We start from the raw sequence: 13,011 nt of genomic DNA, 5'->3' as shown, positions 1-13,011 counted from the left end.
CTAATCAGAGAAAGGAATAGAATGACAATTAATCAAGCCTTAGAAGCACTGAAAAGTAAAATAGACAGCATCATTATGTTCACCTGGTCTAATTGGCATACGGAAATGCGAAGTAATCGTTATCATTATTCAAAGCGCTTATCGACCATAGCCCCTGTAATCTTTATTCAAGCTGATCTTGATAAACCGGCTTATAAGTTTGAAAAAACTGAACTATCTAATGTCACCTTATTGCATATATATAACGAATATGGTTCGATCCAAAATCAATTACTTACCAAAGCATTAAAAGAAAAAAATATAAATTGGCCTCTCGCCTGGATTTATAATTGCAATTTTTGGGAATTTATCCATTCAACTTATTTTCCTTTTGTAGTCTATCACGCTACTGAAGCTTTTTATTCCTATGATGGTCCCATAACTTTTCAGAAGGAAACATCCTTATATAATCTCGACCAACTAGCATTAAAAGCAACCGATTTATTAATCTGTGTATCACAAGGTATTCAAGAAAGCTACCATACTAACGGTAACTATACAGGTTCCTCTATTGTTATAAACAATGGTTGTGATTATCAATTTTATTCCTTATTTGCCCGAAAAAATATTCCAACACAAGAAAATATAGCTTTCTATCAGGGTAATATTTTTAACAAACTTGATTACAATTTACTCAATCAACTCGTAAAGAGAATGAAGGATTGGAAATTTGTATTTTGTGGAAAAGTCGTTTTTGAAAATGATCAAGGTTGGAAAAATCTCATGGCTCATGAAAATGTAAAATATTTAGGATTAATGCAGCTCGAACAACTTAGAGAAATAGCTTATCGATCAACAGTGGGGATTATTCCATTCGTGCAAAAAAACTTTATCAAAGTATCTTTCCCTCTAAAAACATACGAATATTTAGCTAGTGGCTTACCAGTGGTAAGCACACCGATTGATAATTTAATAAAAGAAGACAAAGAAAAAGTTATTCATTTTGCATCCAATGTAGACGACTTTGAGAAGGCAATTCGTCAAGCTAGTAAAGAGCGTTTTGACAAGGACCTACTTGAAAAACGACTTTCAACTGCAAAAAGAACATCCTATGATAAACGATTTAAGCTGTGTGTTAATGCAATTGTACAGGGCCTGAAAGAGATAAAAATCAATCCTAAAACGATTGAAGACAAAAAATTAAATATATTAATTTTCTATTACCCCAATTTAAAGGGCCTTGAAAACATAAAAAATTATACTAAATTTATAAAACACAATGTTTATTTTCTTTCGAGTCAATTCATAGCTCAATCCATTATTCAAGAACCAGAGAGCCTTAATTTCTTTGATGGATTAGTTATTGATTTCTCAGCAATTCTTTCTAACCACTCCCTGACTATTTTCATGGAATATGCAAAGTCGCTTCAAAATTATCGCGGCTTCAAAATTCTTTGCCTCCGTGAGCAAACATCACATTTTCAACCAAATTTAGAAGAGCTTATTAGACCCCATGTGAATATTCTCTCTACCAAGAAAAATAAATCAATAAGATTCATTAAAAAATCCCCAATTGGGGAAATAAATCTTGGCACTTATAATAATCTAACAAATTATTTCCTTGCGCTTTCAACTATGTTCAACACAAATGTTCCTGCGAGAAGAATCTCTAAACCAGAAACAATTTATGCTCATATTACAGATCTCTATCCCAGAATAAACAAAAAATTTTTTAGAAAAAAAATATATATCCCAGGAATCATTAAAGAAATCTCTCTACTCAGCTATCCAATCGATAAACAAAACAATGGAAAAATAAAAATTTTAAAATTAATAATAAAAAGACAAATTTTAAAAATGGTCCAATATCAATTTGTTTCTAAGTTATTAAGGGTAATTAAGCGAATTTTTCCCGATCGTTATAATAATCTAAAAAAATTCATAAAAACGCGGTTCGTTTTGGATTAAGGTGTATTTCTTGAAAAATAGTCAAGTAAGTTTTAAAGAGATAATCAGTATTATCAGATTAATACATTATTCATCCGCCCATAAACATCCTCAAACCGCACAATATCGTCTTCTCCTAAATAATCGCCACTTTGCACCTCAATCATTAATAAGGGTTGGTCACTGAGATTGCTGAATCGATGTTTGGTTTCTTTTTCGATATAAGTAGATTGATTAGGAAATAAACGAAAGTGATCTTCACCATTAACAACTTCGGCTTCGCCGCTGACCACAACCCAATGCTCGGAACGACAATGATGTAACTGCAAGGAAAGTGCTGCGCGAGGATTAACCACTAAATATTTTACCTGATATCCCACGCCCGAAGCTAATTTTTCGTAATACCCCCACGGACGATAAATTCGCCTATGCTCAGTAGCAACAGAATCTTGTTGCAACTTCATCTGTTCTACAGCAGCTTTTACTTCTTGGGCATGATCTTTATCAATCACCAAAATAGCATCGGGAGTACTTACAATCACTTGATCCTTCACACCAATGACAACTACTCGCCTGCCTTCAGAACTAACTAAACAATTCTGGCATTTGCTCATCAGCACATTGCCATATTGGACATTACCCTCAGCATCAGGCTTTCCTGTTTCCCCCACCGATGACCAACAGCCAAGATCATTCCATTGAGTGCAAAGCGGCAACATAACTGCCTTATTGGTTTTCTCCATAAGCTCATAATCAATAGAGCCTTCTCGACAGGAATTAAAATTTTTACTCACTCGAAAAAATTCAGATTGTTTCTTTGCAACTCGAAAAGCCTTTTGAGTTTCAATAAAAATATCATTGGCTAAATTTTCTAATTCAGTTAAGTACGTTTGAGCTTTAAATAAAAACATGCCGCTATTCCAATAAAATCCTCCTTGGGAAATGAATTTTTTTGATTTTTGAAATGAGGGCTTTTCAATAAAGCGACTCACCCGAAATCCGGTTGCGAACGGGTCTCCTTTTTCGATATATCCATAACAGGTTTTAGGCGAATGGGGTTTAACACCAAATATAACAAGATGATTTTTTTTAGCTAAGTGAAGCGCTGTTTCTACTGTGCTTTTAAAAGCAACGTGATCACTTAAGTAATGATCGGAAGGTAATACGAGTAAGGTAGTATTAGGGTCTATATACTTGCAGGCATATTGAGCAGCTAAAGCAAGGGCTGGAGCTGTATTTTTTGGATAAGGCTCTAAAATGTAATGAACATTCGTAAAACCAATAGCCTCCAATTGATCCCGACATAAAAAATAATAATTTTCGTTTGTAACTACGATTAAATCCGAAATGCCAGAAACATATCGGGCTCTTTCCGCCGTTTTTTGCAGCAAGGATAGATCATCAAATAACTTACAAAATTGTTTTGGATAGCTTTCCCGAGAGACAGGCCACAATCGGCTCCCAATACCCCCAGCTAATAAAACAGGTATGATTTGCTTTTCCAAGTGTGTGCCTCCAGCAGGAGCTTAGGCCAAGTAATACGATCAGAAATGGGGTGGACGATGGGACTCGAACCCACGACACAACCGGAATCACAATCCGGGGCTCTACCAACTGAGCTACGCCCACCATTAAGTCATTTACTTCGTACCACAATTAATTATTTTTGTACCCGGAGTACTAGTACTACTTCTGCCTTCAGTCCTCTGAAACGCGCCCGGCAGGATTCGAACCTGCTACCCTCGGCTTAGAAGGCCGATGCTCTATCCGAGTGAGCTACGGGCGCATACCGTTAGTTATAATCATGTAACTACACTCGAGGATCAAGTTTAAGTTAGAAATCAAACTCAAACAAAAAAAATCACTACGATCTGAATCGGGGTAGAGGGATTTGAACCCCCGACATCCTGCTCCCAAAGCAGGCGCGCTACCAGACTGCGCTATACCCCGCGGTCTTAAGAAAGAAAAACATGATACTGTCGATGTTAAAATGCGTCAACAGAGATTCCTTGCTAAAAAAGACCTTATGGCAGAAAACCTTGCATAGACAATCCATCGAACGCAAGACTTCTTTCCTATAAGGAATATCTGTTATTATACAGCAACTGAAAACCAAAGGGATACCTAATGAGTGACCTCCAGCGCCTTATCAAAGAGGCTTATCACAACAAAGACGAATTCACCAGCAACACTACTACTCCGAACAAAATTCGTGAAACTGTACATCAAACTATTGAACTGCTGGATCGGGGAGAAATTCGTATTGCTGAAAAACGTAATGAGCAATGGAGGACCAATGAATGGGTTAAAATGGCCATTTTACTTTATTTTAAAATCGAGCCTCTCAAAACCTTTAAAGGAGGTTACGCTTCTTTCTATGACAAAATCCCTTTAAAGAATGATCACCAAGCGGAATTCAGCGGACAAGGGATCCGCATTGTTCCCCATGCAATTGTACGGAAAGGCGCTTATTTAGCCCGGAATACAGTACTTATGCCAAGTTATATCAATATTGGTGCCTATGTCGATTCAGGAAGCTTGATTGACACCTGGGCCACCGTGGGTTCTTGCGCGCAAATTGGAAAAAATGTTCACCTTTCTGGCGGTGCTGGCATCGGTGGCGTTCTTGAACCTTTACAGGCACATCCTACTATTATTGAAGATGACTGTTTCATTGGTGCGCGCTCTGAAATTGTAGAGGGGGTTATTATTGAAAAAGGTGCCGTTATTTCCATGGGTATGTTCATCGGCCAAAGTACTCCTATTTATAATCGACTCACTAAACAAATTACTTACGGACGAATTCCTTCCGGTTCTGTAGTTATATCGGGGAGCCTTCCTTCTCCAGAAGGAAATTACAACCGATACAGCGCCATCATCATTAAACAGGTGGATGAAAAAACTCGAAACAAAATTTCCCTAAATGAACTTTTACGCGAAAATTAATATGAGCGACACACTAAAACTTTTAAAACAACTCATCGAACGTCCTTCTATCACTCCCCATGACGCTGGTTGCCAAGACATTTTAATTGAGCACTTAACCTCCACAGGATTTCAATACGAACGTTTACCCTTTGCAGAAGTCAGCAATCTATGGGCTTGGCACGGTAAAAGCTCACCGCTCATTATTTTTGCAGGCCACACTGATGTTGTCCCGCCCGGAGATGAAACACAATGGATGTCTCCCCCCTTCGTTCCTACAGAAAAAAACGGATATCTTTATGGCCGAGGAGCTGCTGACATGAAAAGCGGGTTAGCCGCTATGGTCGTTGCCGCCCAAAAATTTGTTAAGCAATACCCCGATCATAACGGTACAATCGGATTCATCATTACCAGTGATGAAGAAGGCCCAGCAAAAAATGGAACGCGCAAGATAGTGGAACATTTACAAAAAAAGAATATAAAAATGGATTATTGTATCGTGGGTGAAGCCAGCAGCAATAAAGCCTTGGGCGATGCCATTAAAATCGGCCGGCGGGGATCACTTCACGGTTACCTCACTATTTTCGGCAAGCAAGGCCATATCGCCTACCCAAATTTAGCTGATAATCCCATTCATCGCTGTTTTCAAGCATTTGATGTTTTAGCAAAAACGACTTGGGATCAAGGAAATGATTATTTTACCCCTACTTCGTTGCAGTTTTATCATATTGAAGCAGATGGGGGGGGCGCTAATATCATTCCAGCAAAATTAAAAGCCAAATTTAATTTTCGTTTCTCCCCTATCCATTCTCCAGAAATACTTCAAAAAAAATTCGAAACGATTCTCGACCAACAACAGCTTAAATATGAGATCCAGTGGAACCTCTCCAGCCAACCTTTTTTTAGCGGGAATGGCAAATTAGCAGAGATCACCCGTGAAACCATTAAAGAAATTTGCCAGCGTGAGACTGAATCCAATACATATGGTGGAACTTCCGATGGCCAATTTCTGGCTGCTGCTGGTTGTGAAGTCGTTGAACTAGGGGCCTGTCAATAAAACCGCTCACCACGTTAATGAGAATACTGCCATTGCAGGTCTTGATAATCTTTCTGAGATATATTTCCAGATCCTTCGGCAAGCCCTTTCTTAATACTATTTTAAAATCAAATAGTTATACTACCTTTTGGGCAAATTGTGCGGAATTTCCGGAAGTAGGCTTTCTCAGCTCACCCCACTTCGCAAAAAGGGGCCCCTAGAACGCGTACCACACTACCGAAAACTAGATGAGTCCACGGGGCTAACTTATTGCACTTATCGGCATTCTAGTTTAATCTGGATCACTTTCGCGTTATTGTGGGGATAACTGAGAATAGGATTTCTAGAACGTGACAGGAGAGGTGCTCGAGTGGTTGAAGAGGCACGACTGGAAATCGTGTGTGCGCTAACCCGTACCCGAGGGTTCGAATCCCTCCCTCTCCGACATCTGGCTAGTCGTACACTAAGGATGGAGAACCCATCTACGGCCAATCTTGCCGCACAGATGGACGTTTGGAATATGATACGATACGTATGCTAAGTTCGGTGGCCACCGAGGTCCCTCCTCGCGACAAATTGCCGTAAACCCCGCCAGGCCCGGAAGGGAGCAACGGTAACCGGTGGATTTGGGTGCCGGGTGTGGCTTTTGTGGCTGCTTTTTTAGGAATGGATCGATGGTTCATCAAGTCTTAGCACGAAAATGGCGTCCTCGATGCTTTCAAGAAGTGATCGGTCAAGCGCCGGTTATTCAGGCCCTAAGTAACGCTCTTAATCAACAATATCTCCATCACGCTTATCTATTCACCGGCACCCGGGGCGTAGGTAAAACGACTCTAGGGCGACTGCTCGCTAAATGTCTTAATTGTGAAAAAGGTATTACCGCTAATCCCTGCAATATCTGTGGAAGTTGTAAAGAAATCGATTCCGGTCGATTCCCCGATCTTTTTGAAGTAGATGCAGCCTCTCGCACCAAAGTAGAAGATACGCGGGAGCTGCTGGATAACATTCAATATACGCCAATGAAAGGCCGGTTTAAAGTATATCTAATTGACGAAGTGCACATGCTTTCGGGTCATAGTTTTAACGCCTTGTTAAAAACTCTGGAAGAACCGCCTAGCCATGTTAAATTCATCCTTGCCACTACAGAGTATCATAAATTACCCATAACCATCTTATCCCGCTGCTTGCAGTTTCACCTCACCCCGCTCTTACCGGCCCAAATTACCACTCATTGTGAAAGCATCTTAGAAGAAGAGAATATTGAATTTGAAAAGGCAGCACTCGATCTATTAGCTCAAGCTGCTAATGGAAGCGTTCGCGACGCTTTGAGTCTTTTAGATCAAGGGATAGCTTACGGGAATGGGAAGGTCCTTACAGCTGATATGAAGACTATGCTCGGAATCATTGAACCGACTTTATTGTTTAATATCCTAGAGGCCCTTACCCACAAAGAGGGAAATGATCTGCTGAGCTGTATCAACAAACTGTCACAACAGGGAGCGGATTTTTCTAATGCTCTTAGCGAATTATTGGGCTTACTTCACCAAATTGCAGTTATTCAAGCGGTTCCTGACGCCCAAATTGAAAACGATAATGAACGACTGCGCCAGCTAGCGAACCTCCTTCACGGCGAAGATGTGCAGCTCTTCTATCAAATTGGCCTATTAGGGCAACGAGATTTACCCTATTCTCCGAGTCCACAAATGGGATTTGAAATGACGCTATTACGAATGCTTGCCTTTTACCCTGAATCGACGTCGCCAGAAATTAAAAATAAACCTTCTCAGAAAACGGCTAGCTCAACGCACTCTTCTTCATCATCTGAAGAAATTCAATGGTATCAACTACTACCTCAATTAAATTTGACAGGCGCTGCTCTTGCTTTAGCACAACAATGCAGTCTCAACCGAAAAACTGAAACGCATTTGCATTTAACTTTAAATCCCAAACAAAAACCCTTGCTGCAAGAAAAACAGGTCCAAAGAATCTCGGAAGCAGTAAGCAAATATTTTAATCGATCTATCAGTGTGAAAATTGATGTCAGCGAAAATTCCGGAGAAACACCCTCTGCCATCGCTGAAAAAGTAGCTCAAAATCGCCAGATGGAAGCGGAAAAAAGAATTTTGAATGATCATCAGGTTCAGCGGATAATGCAAACTTTCAACGCGACTGTGGTAAAGGAAAGCATTATTCCGCATGAAGAAAAAGCATAAAAGGCGGGACGAAAAATGATAACTATCCAAATTAAGTGGGTATTTCAATGGCAACATTACCAGAAACCGATAATCGCCTAACTGGCAAACATAAAAAACAGCATTATGGACATGCAGCAACAGATGCAGTCTACCTATTCCAATCTAGCTGATATGAAATTAGTCGGTGAATCGCACAAAAAAACAGTTCGGATTACAATGACGGCAACTTATAATTTTGAAGATATTGAATTTGACGAGCGCGCATTACAAGGCGGGGTTAAGGAATTTAAATGGCATATTCGCGAAGCCTGGAAAAATTTGAGCGAAGCTATTCAAAAAACCACCCAATCTAAGACAATTGAACCTCTTCAAAATATGCATATACCTGATCATATTAGCAATATTTCCATAGAAGAAGGTAGAGAAGGAGAAGATGGTCGACAAGAAGCCCTTACGGACGGTTCTACCAACTAAGAGAGAGATCTTTGTTTAGCCCACTCATAAAACAGCTTATAACTTCGCTTCAAAGCTTACCCAGCGTGGGGCCCAAATCTGCACAACGGATGGCTTTTCATCTTCTTGCAAAATCCAGACGAGCCAAGGGATTGGCTTTAGCCGAATCTCTACAATCCGCTATTAGCCAAGTTGGAGAGTGTCAATTATGCCGGATTTACACTGAACAAGATGTATGTGACATTTGTGGTAATCCAAAACGTAATCCGACTCTCTTATGCGTGGTAGAAAGTCCAGCCGACGTAGCTGCCCTCGAGCAAACTCAGATCTATTCAGGTCGTTATTTTGTGCTTCAAGGACGTCTTTCTCCCTTAGATGGCATAGGGCCTTACGAAATTGGAATTCCTATTCTCATTGAACGCTTGCGGAACGAAACCATCACAGAACTCATTATCGCTACCAATGCAACCATGGAAGGAAAAGCAACAGCACATTATATTGCAAATCACATAGATCAGACTAAAATAAAGTGTTCGCGCATTGCCCATGGCGTGCCAATTGGTGGTGAATTGGAATACCTCGACGGTGGTACATTAAGTTACGCGTTCCATTCCAGAGTACCTATTGAAAATTACAATTAAATTGAAGAGGTGGCAATGATTGGTGGCAAATTTAATCTCGGTGATTTGATGAAAAATTCAAAAAAAATTCAGGAGATGATGCAGAAAGCGCAGGAGAAATTATCAAAAATTGAAGTTACCGGTGAATCGGGTGCTGGCATGGTTCAAGTAACCCTTACAGCTCAACATGAAGTCATCAACCTCATTCTCTCTAACGAACTTCTAAAAGAATCAAAAGAAGTTATTGAAGATCTCATCAAAGCCGCTTTAAACCACGCCAATCAAAAAGTTATTAAAATTACCCAAGAAAAAGTAATGTCTGCAGCTAGCCTCTTTGGTAGCGACTTTGGTAGCAAGGAAGAAAGCGAAAAATAATTTCGTATTCCGTAATTGCTGAATTTTATCCCTCTTCTGTGCTACTTTTTAGCACAATCGGTAATTCTCCTTGTTTCGGATCATTTACTTTTTTAGCTTTTGGCCACGCATTTAATACTGCTTTCACCAACGTAGCTAAGGGAATAGCAAAAAATACACTCCAGAATCCCCAAATACCGCCAAAAACCAGAACTGATAAAATAATTATAATTGGATGTAGATCCATAGCTTCTGAAAAGAAAAGTGGTACCAATAAATTTCCATCTAAAGTGATAATTACAGCATAAACAATCATTAAATAAGCAAAATGCGCGGATAAGCCCCATTGCATTAAACCCACAATACCAATAGGAATAGTAACGATCGCTGCGCCAATATAGGGCACAATCACAGACAACCCTAATAGCACCCCTAATAAAAAGGCGTATTTCAGTCCTAATAACGCAAAAGCGATAACCGAAACAAAGCTAACAATAATTACTTCAACCACCCGCCCCCGAACATAAGCACCGATTTTTTCATTCATTTCCTGCCAGACAATTCGAATAAGTCCACGTCGCTCTGGTAAAAAACAGCTGAGCCAAATACTAATAGCTTTCCCATCTTTTAAAAAGAAAAATACGAGTAAAGGCACTAATAAAAAATAAAGAATAATCTCAATAATGCCAGGGATCGAAGCTAGGGAAAAGGATAAAATAAATTGTCCAATTCGGGCTGATTGCTGATGTAAATAAACAGCAAAGTTGGTTAGCGGATCCGTCGGAAACAATTTGGGATAGTGGTGCATGAACTCAGTCATCCACGCTTGGCCTTTAGTAATAGCCCGAGGAAATTCATGCACCATGCTAACAAGCTGTTTCCACATTAATGGCAGCAAACCAAAAAGAGCAAGTACAAAAAGACCTAAGAAAAAGAGATAGACTAGCGTAACCGCAAGCCAGTGGGGAACCCGCCATTGTTCCAACCACCGCACCGGTGAAGCAAAGAGATAAGCAAGCACCACACTTATCACTACTGGCAATAAAAATTTCCCAAAAAATTCAATTAATAAAAAACCAAAGACTAAGGTGAAAAACAGGGCCAATGCTTCTGGGTCCGAAAAATGACGAACAAACCAATTAGAAATACCTTGCAAAATGGGATTTTTACTATTATGCATCAACTTCAATATCTCTTATACTTTCAATCATCATCATTGCTGCGTTTACAGCCTCAGTCCCTTTATTACCTCGCTCTCCGCCTGCACGGGCAAAAGCTTGTTCTTTATTTTGCGTGGTCAAAACACCAAAAATAACGGGTATTTCATATTCTAAGGCTACTTGTTGACATCCCAAGCTTACTTGCTGACAGACGTAATCATAATGATTAGTCTCTCCTCGGATGACTGCGCCTAAGCAAACAATGGCATCATAACGTTTAGTTTTTGCTACTCGTTTTGCCATTAATGGAATTTCCACCGCCCCCGGCACCCAAACCGTTTTAATCTGATTTTCTTTAACATCCAACTCCGCTAAACGAGCCAGAGCTCCAGTTAATAATTTCTCCATCACTGGTTGATTAAATTGACTAACCACAATAGCGAATTTAAGTTGACGTGTCATTAATCGGCTCCGCTGTTAAATTTAACAAGTGACCCAATTTTTCTCGTTTTGCTTTTAAATAACGAATATTATCGCCTATTGGGACTGCTTCTAAAGCTACCCGTTCTAAAACTTCGATTCCATAACGCCTTAAACCTGCAACTTTGTTAGGGTTATTGGTTAATAAACAAACTTTTCGCACTCCCAAAACCCGCAATATTTGCGCTGCCAACCCATAATCCCGCAAATCTGCTGCAAAACCAAGGTGATGATTCGCTTCTACCGTATCCAAGCCTTTTTCTTGCAAAGCATAGGCTTTTATTTTATTCCCTAAACCAATGCCACGACCCTCTTGGCGTAGATAAAGTAAAATTCCTCCACGATTAGAGATTTCATCTAACGCGGCTTCCAATTGCCAACCGCAATCGCAGCGGGAAGAGCCAAACACATCGCCTGTTAGGCATTCCGAGTGAACACGTACCAGACAGGATTTATCACTTGACTTTTTCTGACTAATTAAAGCCACGTGTTCTAAATTATCAATCCAACTACGAAAAGTTTTAATTGTAAATTTACCTTGATTTTTAAGTGGCAACGTGGAAGCAGAAATTTCATCAATCAAAATTTCATGATTGATGCGATAAGTAATCAAATCATGAATACTGACAAGCGGAATCTGATGGCGTTCGGCAAGGTGTTGTAAATCGGGCAAACGCGCCATACTACCATCTTCACTCAACACCTCACATAAAACAGCGGCTGGCTTCAATCCTGCCAAACGACACAAATCGACACTTCCTTCAGTATGCCCCGGCCGGGCTAAAACCCCTGCATCTTTCGCTTTCAAGGGAAAAATATGGCCGGGCATAACAATATCGTCAGGCCCGCTTTTCTCATCAATCGCGATACGAATTGTGCGAGCTCGATCCTGAGCTGAGATTCCTGTTGTGACATCATAAGCTCCTTCAATAGATACCCCAAAAGGAGTTTGATAACATGATCGATTTCGAGCAGCCATCATAGGAATATTTAAACGTTCAAAATCGTTAGCCATCATTGCCAAACAAATTAAACCTCTTCCATATTGAGCCATAAAATTAATCTGGTCAGCCGTAACGTGTTCGGCAGCGACAATCAAATCGCCTTCGTTTTCTCGAGATTCATCATCAACCAGAATAATCATTCCGCCTTCACGCAAAGTCTTTAAAGCAGTTTCGATACTATCAAACGCTTTGTTCATTAGATATTATCTCCCGTGTTGTTTGAACAGTAATTTTTGCTATTAAATCAAATTCGACATTCACCTCGCGCCCTATTACCAAATCTTTTAAATTTGTTTTCTCTAACGTGTGAGGAATTAACATCACGAAAAAGACATCTTTCATTACATGGTTAATTGTTAAACTCACTCCATTTATTGCTACACTGCCTTTTTTTATCATATAAAGTTGAGATTCTTCTGAAATACCATTAAAAACCATTCGGGCGAATTTAGTCTCTTCTTCTTTAGATGTTAATATAATGGTTTGATCGACATGACCTGTGACAAAGTGGCCCCCCATTCGGTCCATTAATCGTAAAGCACGCTCCAAATTGACCCGATCGCCTATTTTATAAAAGCGTGCTGAGGTACGTGCTAAAGTTTCGGAAGATAATTCACAAATGAAACCGTTCAATTTCGCTTCGACAACGGTCACGCAAACGCCATCCACTGCAATGCTTTCTCCAGGCTGCAAATCCAGAAATTGCGTCTCAATATATACCACTGTCCGTTCCGGCAACATTTCAATAGACTGTATTGCTGCGCAATGGTCAACAAGACCCGTAAACATAATCTCCACTCACTACATTAAAACAGAATGGTATCTACAATCTACAATCACGACCAAAGGGCTTAATTA

10 protein-coding genes, 4 tRNA genes, 1 other RNA gene and 2 pseudogenes are annotated in these 13,011 nt (G+C 39.9%); 9 read left to right on the top strand and 8 right to left on the bottom strand.

Features of this window, described 5'->3' with window-relative positions:
* Nucleotides 1-21: 21 nt before the first annotated feature.
* On the top strand, nucleotides 22-1,947 hold the full coding sequence (locus CleRt_RS03135; protein ID WP_048875054.1) for a glycosyltransferase: 1,926 nt from the start codon (nucleotides 22-24) through the stop codon (nucleotides 1,945-1,947).
* A 53-nt stretch (nucleotides 1,948-2,000) separates the two neighbouring features.
* Here the strand turns inward: CleRt_RS03135 and CleRt_RS03130 are convergent, their stop codons facing one another.
* The 4 genes from CleRt_RS03130 to CleRt_RS03115 form a co-directional block, all read right to left on the bottom strand.
* The gene (locus tag CleRt_RS03130; RefSeq protein WP_048875053.1) at nucleotides 2,001-3,431 is read right to left on the bottom strand and encodes a mannose-1-phosphate guanylyltransferase/mannose-6-phosphate isomerase; all 1,431 of its coding nucleotides are present in this window, start codon (nucleotides 3,429-3,431) and stop codon (nucleotides 2,001-2,003) included.
* A gap of 46 nt (nucleotides 3,432-3,477) precedes the next feature.
* Nucleotides 3,478-3,555, bottom strand: a tRNA-His gene (locus CleRt_RS03125).
* A gap of 83 nt (nucleotides 3,556-3,638) precedes the next feature.
* Nucleotides 3,639-3,712: transfer RNA gene (locus CleRt_RS03120), tRNA-Arg, on the bottom strand.
* Between the two features lie 90 nt (nucleotides 3,713-3,802).
* Nucleotides 3,803-3,876, bottom strand: a tRNA-Pro gene (locus tag CleRt_RS03115).
* Nucleotides 3,877-4,053: 177 nt separating this feature from the next.
* On the opposite strand from CleRt_RS03115, the gene dapD reads away from it, so the two are divergent.
* The 8 genes and pseudogenes from dapD to CleRt_RS03075 all read left to right on the top strand — a co-directional run bounded on the left by dapD (nucleotide 4,054) and on the right by CleRt_RS03075 (nucleotide 9,530).
* Nucleotides 4,054-4,872, top strand: coding sequence for a 2,3,4,5-tetrahydropyridine-2,6-dicarboxylate N-succinyltransferase (dapD, locus tag CleRt_RS03110; protein ID WP_048875052.1), 819 nt, complete (start codon nucleotides 4,054-4,056; stop codon nucleotides 4,870-4,872).
* A gap of 1 nt (nucleotide 4,873) precedes the next feature.
* A pseudogene (dapE, locus tag CleRt_RS03105) lies at nucleotides 4,874-6,002 on the top strand (succinyl-diaminopimelate desuccinylase).
* 241 nt (nucleotides 6,003-6,243) lie between these two features.
* Nucleotides 6,244-6,331 (top strand) — tRNA-Ser (locus CleRt_RS03100).
* A gap of 111 nt (nucleotides 6,332-6,442) precedes the next feature.
* Nucleotides 6,443-6,537: signal recognition particle sRNA small type (ffs, locus tag CleRt_RS08895), an RNA gene on the top strand.
* A 24-nt stretch (nucleotides 6,538-6,561) separates the two neighbouring features.
* A complete protein-coding gene (gene dnaX / locus CleRt_RS03090; protein WP_048875050.1) occupies nucleotides 6,562-8,100 on the top strand; it encodes a DNA polymerase III subunit gamma/tau in 1,539 nt (512 codons plus the stop codon).
* 47 nt (nucleotides 8,101-8,147) lie between these two features.
* Nucleotides 8,148-8,556: pseudogene (locus tag CleRt_RS03085) on the top strand (YbaB/EbfC family nucleoid-associated protein).
* An 11-nt stretch (nucleotides 8,557-8,567) separates the two neighbouring features.
* On the top strand, nucleotides 8,568-9,176 hold the full coding sequence (gene recR / locus CleRt_RS03080) for a recombination mediator RecR (RefSeq protein ID WP_048875049.1): 609 nt from the start codon (nucleotides 8,568-8,570) through the stop codon (nucleotides 9,174-9,176).
* Between the two features lie 15 nt (nucleotides 9,177-9,191).
* On the top strand, nucleotides 9,192-9,530 hold the full coding sequence (locus CleRt_RS03075; protein ID WP_048875048.1) for a YbaB/EbfC family nucleoid-associated protein: 339 nt from the start codon (nucleotides 9,192-9,194) through the stop codon (nucleotides 9,528-9,530).
* A 25-nt stretch (nucleotides 9,531-9,555) separates the two neighbouring features.
* Here CleRt_RS03075 and CleRt_RS03070 read toward each other — a convergent pair whose 3' ends face one another.
* The 4 genes from CleRt_RS03070 to CleRt_RS03055 are packed head-to-tail and all read right to left on the bottom strand — an operon-like array spanning nucleotide 9,556 to nucleotide 12,942.
* Nucleotides 9,556-10,689: an AI-2E family transporter gene (locus CleRt_RS03070; RefSeq protein ID WP_082160409.1), complete on the bottom strand. Its 1,134-nt coding sequence runs from the start codon at nucleotides 10,687-10,689 to the stop codon at nucleotides 9,556-9,558.
* Nucleotides 10,682-11,131, bottom strand: coding sequence for a 6,7-dimethyl-8-ribityllumazine synthase (ribH, locus tag CleRt_RS03065; protein WP_048875047.1), 450 nt, complete (start codon nucleotides 11,129-11,131; stop codon nucleotides 10,682-10,684). Before ribH ends, CleRt_RS03070 begins: the two co-directional genes overlap by 8 nt.
* Complete coding sequence (gene ribB, locus CleRt_RS03060; protein WP_048875046.1) at nucleotides 11,115-12,350, bottom strand: 3,4-dihydroxy-2-butanone-4-phosphate synthase; 1,236 nt, start codon at nucleotides 12,348-12,350, stop codon at nucleotides 11,115-11,117. The genes ribH and ribB overlap by 17 nt, the downstream gene beginning before the upstream one ends.
* Nucleotides 12,334-12,942, bottom strand: coding sequence for a riboflavin synthase (locus tag CleRt_RS03055; RefSeq protein ID WP_048875045.1), 609 nt, complete (start codon nucleotides 12,940-12,942; stop codon nucleotides 12,334-12,336). Before CleRt_RS03055 ends, ribB begins: the two co-directional genes overlap by 17 nt.
* Nucleotides 12,943-13,011: the final 69 nt, after the last annotated feature.

It is taken from the genome of Candidatus Coxiella mudrowiae (genome assembly GCA_001077715.1).
GTDB classification, from domain to species: Bacteria; Pseudomonadota; Gammaproteobacteria; order Coxiellales; family Coxiellaceae; genus Coxiella; species Coxiella mudrowiae.
Note: the sequence above shows the minus strand (reverse complement) of the source record. Positions and strands in the feature narration are given on the sequence as shown.